At 67.2% G+C, this 17859-nt stretch carries 15 protein-coding genes; 8 read left to right on the top strand and 7 right to left on the bottom strand.

What is annotated here, in order from left to right:
* Window positions 1-31 precede the first annotated feature (31 nt).
* Genes smc through QRN21_RS00865 form a run of 3 tightly spaced genes read left to right on the top strand, consistent with a single transcriptional unit; the run spans window position 32 to window position 5013 of the window.
* Window positions 32-3571 (top strand): chromosome segregation protein SMC, encoded by a 3540-nt coding sequence (gene smc / locus QRN21_RS00875; protein ID WP_285362934.1) that lies wholly within the window; start codon window positions 32-34, stop codon window positions 3569-3571.
* A 24-nt stretch (window positions 3572-3595) separates the two neighbouring features.
* Window positions 3596-4468: a signal recognition particle-docking protein FtsY gene (gene ftsY / locus QRN21_RS00870; RefSeq protein ID WP_053095919.1), complete on the top strand. Its 873-nt coding sequence runs from the start codon at window positions 3596-3598 to the stop codon at window positions 4466-4468.
* Window positions 4469-4512: 44 nt separating this feature from the next.
* The gene (locus QRN21_RS00865; RefSeq protein ID WP_053095921.1) at window positions 4513-5013 is read left to right on the top strand and encodes a DUF2004 domain-containing protein; all 501 of its coding nucleotides are present in this window, start codon (window positions 4513-4515) and stop codon (window positions 5011-5013) included.
* A gap of 16 nt (window positions 5014-5029) precedes the next feature.
* Here QRN21_RS00865 and lipA read toward each other — a convergent pair whose 3' ends face one another.
* The gene (gene lipA / locus QRN21_RS00860) at window positions 5030-6019 is read right to left on the bottom strand and encodes a lipoyl synthase (protein WP_053095923.1); all 990 of its coding nucleotides are present in this window, start codon (window positions 6017-6019) and stop codon (window positions 5030-5032) included.
* On the bottom strand, window positions 6016-6669 hold the full coding sequence (lipB, locus tag QRN21_RS00855; protein WP_285362933.1) for a lipoyl(octanoyl) transferase LipB: 654 nt from the start codon (window positions 6667-6669) through the stop codon (window positions 6016-6018). Before lipB ends, lipA begins: the two co-directional genes overlap by 4 nt.
* A gap of 93 nt (window positions 6670-6762) precedes the next feature.
* Here lipB and QRN21_RS00850 point away from each other — a divergent pair, with 93 nt between their 5' ends.
* Both QRN21_RS00850 and ffh read left to right on the top strand, forming a co-directional pair.
* Window positions 6763-7383, top strand: coding sequence for a TetR/AcrR family transcriptional regulator (locus QRN21_RS00850; protein ID WP_053095926.1), 621 nt, complete (start codon window positions 6763-6765; stop codon window positions 7381-7383).
* Window positions 7384-7396: 13 nt separating this feature from the next.
* Window positions 7397-8950 (top strand): signal recognition particle protein, encoded by a 1554-nt coding sequence (gene ffh / locus QRN21_RS00845; protein ID WP_053095928.1) that lies wholly within the window; start codon window positions 7397-7399, stop codon window positions 8948-8950.
* A gap of 9 nt (window positions 8951-8959) precedes the next feature.
* Here the strand turns inward: ffh and QRN21_RS00840 are convergent, their stop codons facing one another.
* Window positions 8960-9868: an EamA family transporter gene (locus tag QRN21_RS00840; RefSeq protein ID WP_056278667.1), complete on the bottom strand. Its 909-nt coding sequence runs from the start codon at window positions 9866-9868 to the stop codon at window positions 8960-8962.
* 78 nt (window positions 9869-9946) lie between these two features.
* Here QRN21_RS00840 and QRN21_RS00835 point away from each other — a divergent pair, with 78 nt between their 5' ends.
* The gene (locus tag QRN21_RS00835; RefSeq protein ID WP_053095933.1) at window positions 9947-10882 is read left to right on the top strand and encodes a LysR family transcriptional regulator; all 936 of its coding nucleotides are present in this window, start codon (window positions 9947-9949) and stop codon (window positions 10880-10882) included.
* 2 nt (window positions 10883-10884) lie between these two features.
* Here QRN21_RS00835 and glpK read toward each other — a convergent pair whose 3' ends face one another.
* The 3 genes from glpK to QRN21_RS00820 all read right to left on the bottom strand — a co-directional run bounded on the left by glpK (window position 10885) and on the right by QRN21_RS00820 (window position 14983).
* The gene (gene glpK, locus QRN21_RS00830; RefSeq protein ID WP_053095934.1) at window positions 10885-12399 is read right to left on the bottom strand and encodes a glycerol kinase GlpK; all 1515 of its coding nucleotides are present in this window, start codon (window positions 12397-12399) and stop codon (window positions 10885-10887) included.
* Between the two features lie 29 nt (window positions 12400-12428).
* Complete coding sequence (locus tag QRN21_RS00825; protein ID WP_053095936.1) at window positions 12429-13181, bottom strand: MIP/aquaporin family protein; 753 nt, start codon at window positions 13179-13181, stop codon at window positions 12429-12431.
* Between the two features lie 92 nt (window positions 13182-13273).
* Window positions 13274-14983 carry a glycerol-3-phosphate dehydrogenase/oxidase gene (locus QRN21_RS00820; RefSeq protein ID WP_285362932.1) on the bottom strand — a complete coding sequence of 570 codons (1710 nt, stop codon included), beginning with the start codon at window positions 14981-14983 and terminating at the stop codon, window positions 13274-13276.
* A 100-nt stretch (window positions 14984-15083) separates the two neighbouring features.
* Here QRN21_RS00820 and QRN21_RS00815 point away from each other — a divergent pair, with 100 nt between their 5' ends.
* Window positions 15084-16055 carry a sugar-binding transcriptional regulator gene (locus QRN21_RS00815; RefSeq protein WP_053099094.1) on the top strand — a complete coding sequence of 324 codons (972 nt, stop codon included), beginning with the start codon at window positions 15084-15086 and terminating at the stop codon, window positions 16053-16055.
* A gap of 2 nt (window positions 16056-16057) precedes the next feature.
* Here QRN21_RS00815 and QRN21_RS00810 read toward each other — a convergent pair whose 3' ends face one another.
* Entirely contained in the window at window positions 16058-17209 is a 1152-nt protein-coding gene (locus QRN21_RS00810; RefSeq protein WP_053099095.1) for a glutamate--cysteine ligase, read from the bottom strand.
* A 209-nt stretch (window positions 17210-17418) separates the two neighbouring features.
* On the opposite strand from QRN21_RS00810, the gene rpsP reads away from it, so the two are divergent.
* The gene (gene rpsP, locus QRN21_RS00805) at window positions 17419-17853 is read left to right on the top strand and encodes a 30S ribosomal protein S16 (protein WP_053095939.1); all 435 of its coding nucleotides are present in this window, start codon (window positions 17419-17421) and stop codon (window positions 17851-17853) included.
* Window positions 17854-17859 lie beyond the last annotated feature (6 nt).

Here is a 17859-nt window from a genome sequence, read left to right as displayed (position 1 = left end):
GCGTGATTCACCCCCGAGACGCGGTACGCGCATGCATCTGAAGAGCCTGACCCTCAAGGGGTTCAAGTCCTTCGCGCAGCCGACCAGCTTCGTCTTCGAGCCGGGTGTCACCTGCATCGTCGGACCCAACGGGTCAGGCAAGTCCAACGTGGTGGACGCCCTCGCGTGGGTCATGGGCGAACAAGGGGCCAAGACGCTGCGCGGCGGCAAGATGGAAGACGTCATCTTCGCAGGCACCTCGACCCGGGGGCCGCTGGGCCGCGCCGAGGTGCAGCTGACGATCGACAACAGCGACGGAGCACTGCCGATCGAGTTCGCCGAGGTCACGATCAGCCGGACTCTGTTCCGCAACGGATCGAGCGAGTACGCGATCAACGGAGAGAACTGCCGCCTGCTCGATCTGCAGGAGCTCCTCAGCGACTCGGGGCTGGGACGCGAGATGCACGTCATCGTCGGACAGGGCCGGCTGGACACAGTGCTCCAGGCATCGCCGGAAGATCGTCGTGGCTTCATCGAAGAGGCCGCGGGCATCCTCAAGCATCGGCGGCGCAAGGAGAAGACCCTTCGCAAGCTCGATGCGATGGAGACCAACCTCACGCGATTGAGCGACCTCGCGGGTGAGATCCGCCGTCAACTGAAGCCGCTGGGACGCCAGGCCGAGATCGCGCGAGAGGCGCAGACGATCGCCGCGGTCGTCCGCGATGCCAAGGCCCGGATCTTCGCCGACGACGTCGTGGCGCTGCGCACCGCCCTGGCCGATCACACGCGCACGGAGAACGAGAGACATACCGAACGACTGGTGCTGTCCGATCAGGCGGAGGCGGTGCGGGCGAACATCGCACGGCTCGAGCAGGATCAGAACTCGGCCGCGGTGGATCAGGCGCGCAGCGTCGCCTTCGGTCTCGAACAGGTGCAGGAGCGGATGCGCGGGCTTTACACTCTGGCCAATCAGCGGCTCGCGCTGCTCGGCTCGGACGACGATGACGCGGCCGTGACCGCCGTCACGGTCACGCAGAGCACGATCGACGAGGCGAAGGATGAGATCACCGTGATCTCCGCTGGCCTCGGTGACGCCCAGGAAGCGGCGACCGTGGCGAGCCGCGAGGTGATGCTCGCGCGCGCCGAACTCGACACTCTCGACGTCGACATCGCCGAACAGAGCGCGCTGGTGTCGGAGTACGACATGCGCATCAGTTCGCTGCGTGGCACAGCCGATGCGGCCGCGTCCGCTCTCGCTGCCGTGCGGGGCGCGGTTCTTCGACAGGAGAACGCTCTCGAGGCGGCGAACGCGCGCCGTCGTGACGCAGCGGAAGCCCTCGAGGCGATCGCCGATGCAGAGGCGCCTGAGGGCACGGCAGCCGAGCATTCCGCAACGTACGAGAGCGCGCAGCGGGCTGCGACGGCGGCCGAAGCCGAGCGGGAGACACTCCGTGAGCGGCTGCACGCGGCGGAACGCGAGGTCGACGCGCTCACCGCGAAGTCGGCGGCGCTCGGGAGCGCGCTCGCGATCTCCGGAGGAGCCGCGGAGATCGTGAAGACCGGCGGTCCGGGGATACGCGGACTCGTGGGCGACTCGGTGCAGGTCAGGAGCGGATTCGAAGCTGCCGTCGCGGCGGTGCTGGGTCCCCTCGCCGAAGGCGTCCTCGTCGACGGCGCGGACGATGCGTTCGACCTCGCCGGCGACGCGTCGGAGCAGCGACGGGGAGTGGTCGATTTCGTGATCGCCGACTCCGCGCGTCCGTCGATCGAGCTGCCCGCCATCGATGGGGTGACCCGCGCGGTCGACACGGTCACGGCGCCGGACGGCGTCCTCGGCATCCTGTCGCACGTCGTCATCGCAGACAGCCTCGACGCAGCGCGTGCCGCGCGACTGTCACTCGATCTCGCCGGCGACACCACCACCACGATCGTGACCACCGCCGGCGACGTCGTCACCGCTCAGACTCTGCGCACGGGTTCCGGCGGCGAACGCTCGCGCCTCGAACTCGCCGCCGAACGAGACGCGGCGAACGACCGCCTGGCCGAAGTGCAGGTCATCGTCGACTCGCTGCGGGAGGCGCGTGAGGACGCGAACGAGTCCGTCGAGACATCCCGTCGTCTGGCGAAGGACGCGCTCCGGGCGCTCCGCGAGCACGATGCCGCGCTGGCGACGCACGCCGAGCAGGTCAACCGCATCACGGTCACCCACGAGTCGGCGGTCGCCGAGTGCGAGCGACTCGAGAACGGGCTCGCGCAGGCGCAGAGCGCGGTGCAGGAGGCCGAGGCCGCGTCGGAGGCAGCCAAGGCCGAGTGGGACGCCGCTGTCGCGGCGCCGCGGCCCGTGCTCGACGCCTCAGCGCGTGACGGACTGCTCGAAGCGCTCGAGATCGCACGCGAGGGTGAGGTCAGGGCTCGCCTGGAGATCGAGACGCTGCGTGAGCGCGTGCGCGCTGCCCAGTCCCGGGTCGTCGGTCTCGAGCGGCAGCGCGAGCAGGAGCGGGACGCGGCTGCCGAGGCAGCGCGCCGGGCCGTCATCCGCCGTGCGCAGCGCGAGGCGGCATCCGGCGTCGCGCTAGAGCTCCCGCGCATCCTCGATTCGATCGATCGGTCCGTCACCGAGGCACGCGTCGCGCTGGCCGAGGCGGAGTCGGCGCGATCGGCGCAGAACCAGGAGTTGACGGCTCTGCGCGCGCAGGAGACCTCGCTCCGGGAGAGGTTGGCCGGCCTCACCGAGAGCGTCCACGGTCTCGAGCTGCAGATCCATGAGAAGAAGCTGCACCTCAACAGCCTCCTGGAGCGGGTGGCCTCGGAGCTCGCGCTCGACGAAGATATTCTCGTTGCGGAATATGGTCCCGACCAGCTCGTTCCGCGGGACCCCGCTGCGGAGCCCGCCGATGACGAGCAGCTCGACACGGCGATCCCGTTCGATCGACGGATTCAGCAGCGTCGACTGGCTGATGCGGAGCGCAAGCTCGCTCAACTCGGACGCGTGAACCCGCTCGCGCTGGAGGAGTTCGCGGCACTCGAGCAGCGCCATGCATTCCTCACCGAACAGCTCGCCGACCTGACCCAGACCCGTCAGGATCTGCTCACGATCATCGCCGATCTCGACGAGCGGATGCAGACGATCTTCGCGAGCGCGTTCGAAGACACGAGGGTCGCGTTCGGAGAGGTCTTCCCGCTGCTGTTCCCCGGCGGATCCGGAAGCATCTCGCTCACAGATCCCGAGAACATGCTCACCACGGGCATCGAGGTGTCGGTGCGTCCGGTCGGCAAGAAGATCGAGCGGCTCTCCCTGCTCTCGGGAGGTGAACGCTCCCTCGCCGCGGTCGCGCTGCTCGTCGCCATCTTCAAGGCGCGCCCGAGCCCCTTCTACATCCTCGACGAGGTCGAGGCGGCGCTCGACGACGCCAATCTCGGCCGCCTGCTCACTGTGTTCGAGCAGCTTCGCGAGAGCTCGCAGCTGCTCGTCATCACCCACCAGAAGCGAACCATGGAGATCGCGGACGCTCTCTACGGTGTGTCGATGCGTCAGGACGGCGTCTCTGCGGTCGTCGGGCAGCGCGTGGGCGACCGCGCGGCCGCCGTCTGACGGCGCTACCCGTAGGCTGGAGTCATGGCGGAGAAGTCGTGGTCCCTCACTCGCGCGCTGCGCGGGATGTTCGTCAAGCCCACTATCGACGAGACGACGTGGGAGGACCTCGAGACCGCCCTCATCACGGCTGACTTCGGTCCCGACATCAGCGAGAGGGTCGTCGAGGAGCTTCGAGAGAAGGTCGAGCGCTACCGCACGACCGATCCGCAGGATCTCCAGCGGATGCTGCGCGAGACGCTCGAGGAGCACTTCGCGAAGTTCGACACCACCCTGAAGCTCACCGAGCGACCGGCGGTCGTGCTCGTCGTGGGCGTCAACGGCGTCGGCAAGACCACGACGATCGGCAAGTTCACCAAGTTCCTCCGCGGGTTCCAGCGCAGCGTGGTGGTCGGCGCAGCCGACACGTTCCGTGCGGCGGCCGTCGATCAGCTCGCCACCTGGGCGCAGCGCGGGGGAGCGGCGATCGTCCGTCCCCAGCAGGAGGGCCAGGATCCGGCATCCGTCGCCTACCAGACGATCGAGTTCGCCCAGCGTGAGGGCATCGAGATCGCGATCATCGACACGGCCGGTCGTCTGCACACCAAGGGCGGGCTGATGGATGAGCTGGGAAAGATCCGTCGCGTGATCGAGAAGCAGGCGCCGATCAGCGAGGTCCTTCTCGTGCTCGACGCGACGACCGGGCAGAACGGAGTGATGCAGGCCGAGGCCTTCCTCCAGCATGCCGGCGTCACCGGTCTCGTCCTGACCAAGCTCGACGGATCGGCGAAGGGCGGTTTCGTCCTCGCCGTGCAGGAGCGCACCGGCATCCCCGTCAAGCTCCTCGGGCAGGGCGAGGGTATCGATGATCTGACCGGATTCACCCCCCATGTCTTCGTCAAGTCGCTCGTCGGCTGACGACGGGACTACCGCCGCGAGCACGAGGCTGGTTTCATAGCGTTATGGCGATCGAACACGACTACTTCGGACTCCTGTCCTCAGGGCCCGACGGCTCGATCTTCTGGTCCGAGACGGTGGAGCTCGGTGACCAGAGCGTCACCGTCGACCTCACGGCTCCCGACCAGGACGATGTCTCTGCCGACGCGCTCGACATCGCCGCTTCGCTCATCGCGGGGATCGAGAACGTCGACGCGGTCTCGCGGCGGGGCATGCTCGCCGAGGTCGACGATCGCACGAGCGAGGTCACCGAGTACATCCTTCAGCAGCAGGAGGCGTATGGTGACGAGCTCGAAGACGTCCTCGTCGACGTGAGCGGTGACGCCGCCGTCGACATCATCCGATCGCTCCGGCTCATGAGCATGACGATCCTCGCCGACGAGCACGGTGGGTCCGAGCCCTTCGCCGTGTTGGAGTACGCGCTTGACGCCACCACCACCGACGACGTCCTGCTCGTGAACCTCGGCTCCGACGGCAGCGTGCAATCCGTGATGAGCGCGGACTGACCGTTCCCGCCTCAGTTCAGACGGCTTGGGCGAAGCCGAGGTCTGCACTCTCGGCGATGTGCGCCAGGTGCGGCGGGATCTCGCGTCCTTTCGACACCATCGACTGCGCCCACAGCCGGCCAGCGCGGTAGGACGAGCGCACGAGGGGGCCTGCGAGCACGCCGAGGAAGCCGATCCGCTCGGCCTCCTCCTTGAACTCCACGAACTCGGTCGGCTTGACCCACCGTGCGACAGGCAGGTGACGAGGAGACGGCCGCAGATACTGCGTGATGGTGATGATGTCGCAGCCGGCGTCGTGCAGGTCGTTCAGCGCCTGGACGACCTCCTCCGGTTCCTCGCCCATTCCGAGGATGAGGTTGGACTTGGTGATCAGTCCCGCGTTGCGTGCCTGGGTGATCACATCGAGCGAGCGCTCGTACCGGAATGCAGGGCGGATGCGCTTGAAGATGCGCGGCACGGTCTCGACGTTGTGGGCGAAGACCTCGGGGCGTGCGTCGAAGATCTGGCCGAGGAAGGCCGGATCGGCGTTGTGCTCGTTGGCGAGCAGCTCTACTCCGGTGTTCGGGTTGAGCTCGTGGATCTTCCGGACGGTCTCGGCATTCAGCCAGGCTCCGGTGTCCGGGAGGTCGTCGCGGGCGACGCTGGTGACCGTCGCATAGCGGAGGTTCATCCGCACGACGCTCTCGGCGACCCGGCGCGGCTCATCCGTGTCGTAGGCGTCGGGCTTGCCGGTGTCGATCTGGCAGAAGTCGCACCGACGGGTGCACTGCGACCCGCCGATGAGGAAGGTCGCCTCTCGATCCTCCCAGCATTCGAAGATGTTCGGACACCCCGCCTCCTGGCACACGGTGTGGAGGTCCTCGCTTTTCACCAGCGAGTGGAGCGCGGTGTACTCGGGCCCCATCTTCGCCTTCGTCTTGATCCATTCCGGCTTGCGCTCGATGGGCGTCTCGGCGTTGCGGATCTCGAGGCGGAGGAGCTTGCGTCCCTCGGGTGCGGCGGTCATCTGGAGGCTCCTACACGGTCGGCGGTCGAGTAATCGGCGAGGAAGGCGGCGGACACGGAGGCGCTGATGTCGGCGGGGGAGACGTCAGCACCGACGACCTCGCTCACCGTCGTCACGCCCGCGTCGGTGATCCCGCACGGGATGATGCCGCCGAAGCCCGCGAGAGTGTTGTCGCAGTTGATCGCGAAGCCGTGCATCGTGACGCCCTGCTGCACACGCACCCCGATCGCCGCGACCTTGTCCTCCGAGAGCGGGCGGCGGACCCATACGCCGCTGCGTCCCTCGACCTGGTACCCGTCGACGCCGAGCGGACGGAGCACGTCGATCAGGATGCGCTCGAGGCGGCGGACGTGAGCGACGACGTCCATCGGCTCGGGCAGTCGGACGATCGGGTATCCCACGAGCTGGCCGGGGCCATGCCAGGTGATCTTCCCGCCGCGGTCGACGTCGATCACCGGAGTGCCGTCGTGGGGGCGCTCCTGCGGCTCGGTCCGCTTGCCGGCGGTGTACACGGCCTCATGCTCGAGGAGGATGAGCGTGTCCGGACGGGTGCCGGACACGACGTCGGCATGGATGCTGCGCTGCAGATCCCAGCCCACGGTGTAGGGGACGTACGCCGGGGCGAGACCCGCCGTCAGTATCTCGAGCATGGAGACCACTCTCGTCAATAGATGGATTGCGTCTAAGAATACTCCTCCGCACTGACGGCGGCGCGCCGCAGCGACGCGCGGTAGCGTGTTGACATGAGCAGCACGAGCCGAGCAGGGCGGCCGAAGGCGTCTTCGCGGGAGACTCTCGCCGAGGCTGCCTGCGAGCTGTTCCTGGAGCAGGGGTACGACGCCACCTCGGTCGCCGACATCACCCAGCGAGCCGGAGTGAGCCGCTCGAGCTTCTTCAACTACTTCTCGTCGAAGAGCGACGTGCTCTGGTCCGGTCTCGACGACCGCATCGGTCGTGCGGTCGAAGATCTGGTCGCGGTGCACGAAGATCGCGACGGCGCGCACGTCAGACGCATCCTCTCGGCTCTCGTCGACGACTTCGCACCCGACAGCCTCGCACTCGCGATCAACAACTCGTCCGCGATGGGGCTCGACGACGAACTCGAGCAGGACGCCGCACGGCGACAGGCGCGCCTGGCTGCGACCCTCGCCGATCTCGCCCGGCGCTCCGGCGTCCCCGCGCTCACCGCCGACATCGCGGCAGCGACGTGGGCCGCCGCGGTTCTCGCTGCGGTGCGAGCCTGGGCCGAGAGCGGCGCAGGTCGCGGTTCGGTCAGCGATCGATTCGCCGACGCTGTGCGCGCGATCGCGCGGTTGCCGTGGACCGCGGCAGCGAGCGCGGAGAACGGGTCAGGATTCGCGTAAACTCGGTGTCACCATGGCTACCTTTGGCACGCTCTCCGATCGGCTCACCGAGACCTTCCGCAACCTTCGCACGAAGGGAAAGCTCACTGCGGCCGACGTCGACGGCACAGTGCGCGAGATCCGGCGTGCGCTGCTCGACGCCGACGTCGCGCTCACGGTCGTCAAGGACTTCACCGCGAAGGTGCGCGAACGTGCCCTCGGCGACGAGGTCAACAAGGCACTGAACCCGGCCCAGCAGGTCGTGCAGATCGTCAACGAGGAGCTCGTGCAGATCCTCGGAGGCGAGCAGCGTCGTCTCCAGTTCGCCAAGACCGCGCCGACGGTCATCATGCTCGCAGGACTCCAGGGTTCGGGTAAGACGACGTTCGCGGGCAAGCTCGCGAAGCAGCTCGAGGGGGAGGGACACACTCCTCTGCTCGTCGCGGCGGACCTCCAGCGCCCGAACGCCGTGAACCAGCTCCAGGTGGTCGCCGAGCAGGCCGGTGCCACCGTCTACGCACCCGAGCCGGGCAACGGCGTGGGCGACCCGGTCAAGGTCTCGCGTGACGGTGTCGAGCATGCGCGACGTCACCAGCACGACGTGGTCATCATCGACACCGCCGGACGCCTGGGCGTGGATGCCGAGCTCATGAAGCAGGCATCCGACATCCGCAAGGCCACCGACCCCGACGAGGTTCTCTTCGTCATCGACGCCATGATCGGCCAGGATGCGGTGAACACCGCTCGTGCGTTCCAGGAGGGTGTCGACTTCACCGGCGTCGTGCTGTCGAAGCTCGACGGAGATGCCCGCGGTGGTGCGGCGCTGTCCGTCGCCTCCGTGACCGGACGCCCGATCATCTTCGCATCGACCGGTGAGCGCCTCGAAGACCTCGAGCCGTTCCACCCCGATCGCATGGCCAGCCGGATCCTGGATCTCGGCGACATCCTCACCCTCATCGAGCAGGCCCAGCAGGCCTTCGATGAGGAAGAGGCCGTCAAGATGGCCGAGAAGCTCGCGACCGAGCAGTTCACACTCGAAGACTTCCTCGACCAGCTTCAGCAGATGAAGAAGATGGGATCGATGAAGAAGATGCTGGGAATGCTTCCCGGCATGGGGCAGATGAAGCAGCAGCTCGAGGACTTCGACGAGCGCGAGATCGATCGCACCGAGGCGATCATCCGCTCCATGACTCCCGGTGAGCGCCGCAATCCGAAGGTCCTCAACGGCTCGCGTCGCCTGCGTATCGCCCGCGGTTCGGGAATGACGGTCACGGATGTCAACCAGCTCGTCCAGCGCTTCGATCAGGCCGCGAAGATGATGAAGACCGTCGCGCGCGGTGGCACCCCGAACATCCCCGGCATGGGGTCGATGCCCGGCATGGGCAAGCCCGGCGCGTCGTCGAAGCGCGGCAAGAAGGGCAAGTCCTCCGGCGGTTCACGTTCGGGCAACCCCGCCAAGCGCGCCGCCGAGAACGCCGGCCTCGCTCCGACGTCGACTCCGACGGGTTCGGGTTTCGGTCTCGGGGGCGCGAAGGCGCCGAGCGAAGCCGACCTCGCGGAGATCCAGAAGCTCTTCGGCAAGAGCTGAGGCGTCCCTTCAGAGTCGGCGCGCGGGCAGCGCCGGTTCGGGAACACGTGACGACCGGCGTGGTCGCCGGAGCGCGGTCAGCTGTCCTCCGACGAGGGCGACCAGGACGAGAACGACACCGACGACCTGAGCCGTCGTGAACCTCTCGCCGGCGACGAGTGCGCCCAGCAGAGTCGCCACGACGGGGGAGAGCAGAGCGAGCAGCCCGGGTGCGATCACCGGCAGCTGCTGGATGCCTCGAAACCACAGTATGTAGGCGAGCAGGCCTCCCACCGATCCGAGCCAGACGTACCCGAGCGCTGCTCCGCCGTCGACGGTCGGGGGAGTGCCTTCGAACAACAGGGCGAGGGGCAGCAGGACCAGCCCGCCCGCAGTCAGCTGCCACCCCGCGTAGGCGACGGCCCCCACGCCTGCCGGGCGCCCCCAGCGCTTGGTGAGGATCATGCCCACCGAGGTCGCAGTCACCCCGCCGAGTGCCGCCAGGATGCCGAGGGCATCGAGCTGGGCTGCTGGTCCGAGCACGACGAGAGCGACGCCTCCGGCACCCACGGCGGCAGCGATTGCCGTGACAGGGCGGATGCGGTCTCCGAGCAGCAGAGCACTCAGTCCGAGGATGGTCAGCGGTTGGACACCCGCGACGGCGGCGGCGACTCCGCCGGGCAGCCTTTCCGCGGCGATGAACAGGAGCGGGAAGAATGCGCCGATGTTGAGGGTTCCGAGTGCGAGAGATCTCAGCCACCAGGCTCCGCGCGGCAGAGCGCGACCGATCGCCAGTGCGACGAGTCCCGCAGGAAGCGCGCGGAGGAGTCCTGCGAAGAGGGGATGACCGGTCGGGAGCAACTCCGTCGTCACGAGGTAGGTGGTGCCCCACGACAGAGGGGCCAGCGCGGTGAGCAGCAGCAGGGCGAGGCGGTTCATTCCTTCAGCCTGAATGCCCATTAGCCATGAGTCCAACGCATGGTTATCACCTGACACATGAACTGCGATCATGAATGCATGGATCTGCAGCAGTTGAGATACGTCGTCGAAGTCGCGTCGTCCGCCAGTTTCACGCGCGCCGCCGAGCGCTGCTTCGTGACGCAGTCGGCGCTGAGCCACCAGATAGCTGCTCTCGAGCGGGAACTCGGGCAGCGGCTGTTCGTCCGATCGAGCCGCAGCGTACGCACCACCGAGGCGGGTGAGGCATTCCTCGTCCATGCGAATCGGGCGGTCAGAGCAGCGCACGATGCGCGTGACGCTGCGGCTGCCACGGCCGGCCGCGTCGTGGGCACCCTTCATCTCGGTGTCATCCCCACGGGCAGCGCCGTCCCTGTCCCGCAAGCGATCGCACGGTTCCGCGCCGCTCATCCGGATGCCGCGGTCGAGCTCACGGTCGGCAACAGCGACACGCTGGTGGAGGCCGTTCGGCGCGGCGACCTCGATGTCGCTCTGCTGGGACTGCGAGAGGGCGTCGAGCCTCGGAGCGTGGCATTTCGTGCACTCGCCCGCGAACGCCTTGTCGTCGCGGCATCCCCTGCTCACCGCATCTCCGGGCATGTCGGCGTCAGCCTCGCCGACCTCGCGGATGAGGTCTTCGCGGACTTTCCCGCGGGCACATCTGGCCGCGCCCAGGCGGACGCTGCCTTCGCGGCAGCCGGCATCACACGTGACGTGCCCTTCCAAGCGGACTCGTCTGAGCTGATATTGGGTCTCGTCTCCCAGGGGCTCGCGATCTCACTGCTGGCACCGGGGGTGATCGCTACGTCGTCCTTCGACGTCGCGGCGGTCGATCTCGTCGATGGTCCCGTACGGGTTCAGTACGTCGCCTGGGACGATCGCGCCCCGCGCAACGTCACGTCCGCCTTCCTCCGCGTCGTCGAGTCGATGACGTCGCGCCGGAATGATGAAGCGGGCCCGGAGGAATCCTCCGGGCCCGCCCACTCAGGTATCTGAGGTCACTTCACGTCTTCGTCGACCCAGTCCATCGACTTGCTGACGGCCTTGCGCCACAGACGCAGCTGGCGATCGCGCTCTCCGTCTTCCATGGAGGGCTCCCAACGGCGGTCCTCCTGCCAGTTGGCGGAGAGATCGTCGAGTCCGTTCCAGAATCCGACGGCGAGACCGGCCGCGTAAGCGGCGCCGAGCGCTGTCGTCTCCGCCACGACGGGGCGAACGACCGGCACACCGAGCACATCGGCCTGGAACTGCATGAGCGCGTCGTTCGCGACCATCCCGCCGTCGACCTTGAGTTCCGTGAGGTCGACTCCGGCATCCGCGTTGACGGCGTCGAGCACGTCGCGGGTCTGGAATGCGACCGCCTCGAGCGCTGCGCGAGCGATGTGATTCTTGTTCGCGTAGCGGGTGAGGCCCACGATGGCGCCGCGGGCGTCCGGACGCCAGTAGGGCGCGAACAGACCGGAGAACGCCGGGACGATGTACACGCCGCCGTTGTCGTCGACCTGCTTCGCGAGTTCTTCGACCTCGGGAGCGGAGCCGATGATGCCGAGCTGGTCGCGCAGCCACTGGATCAGGGATCCGGTGACGGCGATCGAGCCCTCGAGCGCGTAGTGCGTCGGTCCGTCGCCGAGCTTGTAGCCGACAGTGGTGAGCAGGCCGTTCTTCGAGTGGACGATCTCCTCACCCGTGTTGAAGATCAGGAAGCACCCGGTGCCGTAGGTGTTCTTGCTCTCGCCCGTGTTGAATGCGGCCTGGCCGAAGGTCGCGGCCTGCTGGTCGCCGAGGATGCCGGCGATCGGCGTCTCGCGCAGCAGTGACGAGTCCTCGGCTGCGCCGTAGACCTCGGAGGAGGAGCGGATCTCGGGCATCATCGAGCGGGGAACGCCGAACGCCTCGAGGATGTCGTCGCGCCACTCGAGCGTCTCGAGATCCATGAACATCGTGCGCGAGGCGTTGGTGACGTCCGTCACGTGAACGCCGCCGTCGACACCGCCGGTGAGGTTCCAGAGCACCCAGCTGTCCGTCGTGCCGAAGACGAGGTCGCCGGCATCCGCCTTCTCGCGAGCGCCCTCGACGTTCTCGAGGATCCAGGCGATCTTGGTGCCGGAGAAGTAGGTGGCGAGGGGGAGGCCCACGATGGGCTTGAACCGCTCGACCCCGCCGTCGGCCGCGAGGCGGTCGACGATCTCCTGCGTACGGGTGTCCTGCCAGACGATGGCGTTGTAGACGGCCTTGCCGGTGGTCTTGTCCCAGACCACAGCGGTCTCGCGCTGGTTCGTGATTCCGACCGCGGCGATGTCGTGGCGCGTCAGGTCGGCGCGACTCAGTGCGAGTCCGATGACCTCCTGCACGTTGCGCCAGATCTCAGCGGGGTCGTGCTCGACCCAGCCTGCCTTGGGCAGGATCTGCTCGTGCTCCTTCTGACCGGTCGCGACGATGCTGCCCTTCTTGTCGAAGATGATCGCGCGGCTGGAGGTGGTGCCCTGATCGATGGCGATGATGTAGTCGGCCATTGTGTTCTCCTTTGAAGTCAGGTTCGGGTTCAGGCGAGGTTGAGCAGTACCGGCGCAGCGACGGCGGCGAGGACACCACCGATGAGCGGACCGACGACCGGGACCCACGAGTAGGACCAGTCGCTGGAACCCTTGCCCTTGATCGGGAGGATGGCGTGGGCGATGCGGGGGCCGAGGTCACGTGCCGGGTTGATCGCGTATCCGGTCGGTCCACCGAGCGATGCACCGATGGCGACCACGACGAGTGCGACGGGAAGGGCGCTGAGCGGGCCGAGGCCTCCGGGGACGCCGATCTCGATGTCGCCGTAGTCAGCGAACGCGAAGACCGCGAACACGAGGACGAACGTGCCGATGACCTCGGTGACGAGGTTCCAGCCGTACGAGCGGATCGCGGGACCGGTCGAGAAGACGCCGAGCTTGTTGGCGGGGTCGGGCTCCTCGTCGAAGTGCTGCTTGTAGGCCAGCCAGGTGAGGATCGCACCGACGATCGCGCCGAGCAGCTCAGCACCGGTCGCGACCGCGAACTGAGAGAAGTCGATCTTGCCTGCGACGAGAAGGCCGATGCCGACAGCAGGGTTCAGGATGGCGCCGGAGTAGGCGGAGGCGAGGACACCCACGAAGACCGCGAGACCCCATCCCCAGTTGACCATCAGGAAACCGCCGCCGAAGCCCTTGTTCTTGGCTAGCGCGACGTTGGCGACCACACCACATCCGAGGAGGATCAGCAGCGCTGTGCCGACGAACTCCGAGAGGAAGTAGAGACCGAGATTCACTTCAGTCATGTCTTCATTGACCTTTCTTGAGTGCCAGGGCCCCTTAGCCCTGGCACTTGTTGGGAATTACACCGCGTGGAGGGCGGTGTTCGGATGTCTCGTCAGCCGCGTGCGCGTGACGAGATCTGGAGTCCATGGCGTTCGTTCAGCAGCGCCCGCGTCTGCTCGAGTTCGGCATCGTGCCGTGCGCGATCCCAGTCGAGCAGAGGAGACAGCGCGTCTGCAAGCACTTCGAGCACATCCGCGTCGGCGTTGCCGGTGAAAGCGATGCTGGTGCGGCGCAGAACGACGTCCTGCAGTCGCGCGACCATCTCGTTCTCGACCATCCATGCCAGCTCGCGCGTCGAGAGGTCGCCGCCGACCAGAGGCGCGTCGTCTCCCTGCTCGATGAACTCCCAGACCTGCGCGGCGCGGGTTCCGTATCGGGCGAGAAGACGCTCGGCGCGATCGCCGGCTCCGGGCAGGTTCTCTTGGATCCAGATGCGACGTGCCTTCTCGGTGCGCGGGAAGTCACGGCCTCCGCCGATGGCGCGTCCGGCGGTGGACACGGTGCGGGGGCGACCGATCAGACCGAGCACCACATCGGAGAGCGATTCGCCGAGGGCTCGGAAGGTGGTCCACTTGCCTCCGACGAGACTCACGAGAGGGGCGGCACCCTTCTCGTCGACTTCGATGCGATAGTCGCGAGAGACGAATCCCGGCGCGGTGTCCTCGTGCCGGGGGAGCGGACGGATCCCCGAGAAGTTGAAGACGATCTGCTCGCGGGTCACGTCGATCGTCGGGAAGACGTGGTGGATGAGGTCGAAGAAGTAGTCGATCTCCTCCTCGGTGCACACCGGGACCTCGCGGGGGTCTGCATCGATGTCGGTCGTTCCCACGAGAACGCGACCCTTGAGCGGGTAGATCAGGACGATGCGACCGTCGGAGTGCTCGAAGAAGATCTCGCGTCCGCGCGTCGCCTCGAGGAGCTCGGGGTGGTCGAGGACGATGTGGGATCCCTTGGTGCCGCCCATGAAACGCGTGTCGTTGCCCAGCGCGTCGTTGGTGAGATCGGTCCACGGACCGGATGCGTTCACGACGACATCGGCGGTGACGGTGAACTCGGTCCCGCTCTCACGATCGCGGAGGACGACCTTCTCGCCGTCCCGCGCGATCGCCTCGACGTAGTTCAGTGCGACGGCGCCGGGGTGTGCGGCGCGTCCGTCCTGCAGGACGTCGAGCGCGAGGCGCTCCGGGTCGTGCATAGACGCGTCGTAGTAGGTGGCCGTGTACTTGATGTTCGGGTCGAGCGAGGGGAGCTCGGCGAGCGAGCGCTTGCGACCCAGGAACCGGTGACGGGGCACCATGCCGCCGTCGCGGGAGAACGTGTCGTAGATCGTCAGTCCGACCTTGATCAGGAACGCTCCACGCTCCTGGGGCTTGCCGCTCTTGTGCGTGAGGAAGCGCAGGGGAGCGGACAGGATGCCGGAGAAGGTCGAGTAGATGGGGATCGTCGTCTCGAGCGGCTTGACGTAGTGCGGGGCGATCTTCAGCAGACCGTTGCGCTCTTCGACCGATTCGCGCACGAGTCGGAACTCGCCGTTCTCGAGATAGCGGATGCCGCCGTGGATCATGTGGCTCGACGCCGCCGACGCGCCGGAGGCGAAGTCGCCTCGCTCGACGAGCAGTACGTCGACGCCCTGCAGCGCCAGATCACGGAACGCGGAGATCCCGTTGATCCCGGCTCCGATGACAAGGACGCTCGTGCGTCCGGACTCACGGACGGCGCGGACTGCCGCGCGTTCCGGTGATGAGTGTGTCGACTCGATCATCTTCGACCCTTCTCTGTGCGTGCTCCCAGCTTCGACCTGATCGCCCACCACGCGCAAGCCCGTTGCACATATGTGCAAAGATCGACTCGAGGAGGTCGTCATGCGCCAGTCTGACGCGGGATCGCGCGATTCCAAGCTGATCGCCGCGCTCACCGCGGCACAGCTCTACTACATGCAGGACAAGACCATGGAGGTGATCGCGCAGGAGCTGAAGACCTCGCGATCATCGGTGTCTCGCCTGCTCAGCTTCGCCCGCGAGAGCGGACTCGTGGACATCCGCATCAATTCGCCTCTCGAGCGACTCGGCATGCTGGAGCAGCGCATCCGGGACAGGCATCGCCTCGTGGCCCACGTCGTGCCCATCCCCGAGATCGTCAGCGAGGTCGAGAGGCTCGAGCGGGTGGCCCTGACCGCAGGGCGACTGCTGTCGCAGTTCGTCGACTCGAACATGATCGTGGGTGTCGCGTGGGGATCCACGATCAGCGCGGTCAGTCGTGGTCTCACGCAGAAGGAGACGCACAACACGACGTTCGTGCAGTTGAACGGTGCCGGGAACACGCAGACCAGCGGGGTCGAGTACTCGAGCGACATCCTCCAGCGCTTCGGCAGCGCGTTCGGTGCGCAGGTGCAGCAGTTCCCCGTGCCCGCGTTCTTCGACGATCCCTCGACGCGCGAGGCGATGTGGCGAGAGCGGAGCACTCTGCGGGTGCTCGACCTGCAGTCGAAGATGGACATCGCCGTGTTCAGTCTCGGCTCTCCGGCCGCGGAGGTCCCCAGTCGCGTGTACGTCGGCGGCTATCTCGGTCGCGATGACTACCGGAGCCTCCGGGAGGACCATGCGATCGGCGACGTGGCCACGGTCTTCTTCCGCGCGGACGGATCCTGGAGGGACATCCGTGTCAACGCACGGGCGACGGGTCCGGGTCTCGACCGGCTGCGGCGGGTGCCCCGACGCGTGTGCGTGGTGTCCGGTGTTCCGAAGCTCGCCAGCCTCCGCGCCGCCATCGCCGCCGACCTCATCACGGACGTGGTGCTCGATGAAGGACTCGCGCGCAGGCTCGTCGAGGACTGACCCTACGGCTCGTCGGTCGAGGATTCCGGGCCGGAGCGGAACTCTCGGATCAGATGCTGGACGACTGCACCGAGGTCGCCGCCCGTCGCGTTCGCGATCGTCAGCTGACGCTCGTAGCTCGCGCCGTCCGTGAGGATCGTCTCGATGCTGCCGAACTCACGCACGCAGCCGAGTTCGACCGCGACCGGGGCGAGCTCCTCGAGCACCTCCGCAAGATGCTCCCGCACGGGACGCTGGGTTCCGGCGGCGTCGACGATCACCCGCGCGTCCAAGCCGTAGCGCGCGGCGCGCCACTTGTTCTCCCGGTGGTACCAGGCGGGCATCTGCGCGAGGGGGAGTCCCTCGTCCATCTGACGCGAGAGATGCTCGACCAGGACCTGCACGAGCGCGGCCACTGCCGCGAGCTCCGGCAGCGTGGAGAGCCCGTCGCATGCCCGCACCTCGATCGTCCCCCACCGCGGTGCGGGCCGGATGTCCCAGCGCACTTCGGTGGCGTCCGCCATCACACCGGTGCGCACCATGTCGTCGAGGTAGGCCTCGTACTCCGACCAGTCCTGCAGCGGCCACGGGAGCCCCGCAGTGGGCAGCTGCTGGAACACCAGAGCACGGTTCGAGGCGTATCCGGTGCGCTCACCGGCCCAGAACGGACTCGAGGCGGAGAGAGCCTGCAGATGCGGGAGATAAGCGGCGAGGGCGTTGATGATCGGGATGACCTTGCGCTGATCCTCCACGCCGATGTGGACGTGGATCCCCCAGATCATCATGTTCCGACCCCACCACTGGGTGCGCTCGATCAGGGTGTGGTAGCGCGTCTTGTCGGTCACTTCCTGGTGGTACCACTGCGCGAACGGGTGACTGCCGGCCGAGAGCAGCTCGATGCCGGCCGGATCCGTCGCCGCACGAACAGCGGTGATCGCGTTGGCGATGTCGTCCACGGCATGGGCCACGGAATCGCCGATGCCGCTGGTGACCTCGATCGTGTTGGTAAGGAGCTCGCCCGTCACGGTATGCCGTTCTTCTGCACTCTCATCCTCGAGTGCCGACAGCAGCTCGGGGGCGCGGCCGACGAGATCACCGCTCACCGGATCGGCGAGCATGATCTCCCACTCGAGACCGACGGTGGACCGGGCCGATGGCGCGAAATCGAGCTTCACGAGCACAGTCTGACACGCGCTGTCGGCGACACGGCAACCGTCGTGTCGCCGCGTTTCGCTCCTGGGCCGCGGATCTGGCAGAATAGAAGGTCGGACGACGTGCTCGACCCTCTATCCAGCACTCGTCCTCCCTATTTGAGCTTCCGCCGGGTGTGCACCCCACTCTCCAGGCGATCGGTTCGTTACCTTCCACACAATTCAGGAGAATCGTGGCTGTCAAGATTCGTCTCAAGCGCCTGGGCAAGATCCGTGCGCCGTACTACCGCATCGTCGTCGCCGACTCGAAGACCAAGCGCGATGGTCGCGTGATCGAGGAGATCGGCAAGTACCACCCCACCGAGGAGCCCTCGTTCATCGAGATCGACTCCGACCGTGCGCAGTACTGGCTCTCCGTCGGCGCTCAGCCGACCGAGCAGGTCGCTGCTCTGCTCAAGATCACGGGCGACTGGGGCAAGTTCAAGGGCGACAAGGACGCGAAGTCCACGCTGAAGGTCAAGGAGCCCAAGGTTCCGTTCGAGATCGACGCGTCCAAGAAGTCCGTCGTCAAGCCCAAGGCCGAGAAGAAGGTGGAGGCCCCCGCTGAGGAGGCTCCCGCCAAGGCCGACGCGGAGGCCGCAGAGGCTCCCGCCGCCGACGCAGAGTAATTCGTC

Origin of the sequence: Microbacterium sp. LMC-P-041, from assembly GCF_030209555.1 — a bacterium.
In the GTDB taxonomy this organism is placed as follows: Bacteria; Actinomycetota; Actinomycetes; order Actinomycetales; family Microbacteriaceae; genus Microbacterium.
The sequence above is the reverse complement of the archived record's forward strand: the minus strand, read 5'-3'. Positions and strand labels throughout refer to the sequence as shown.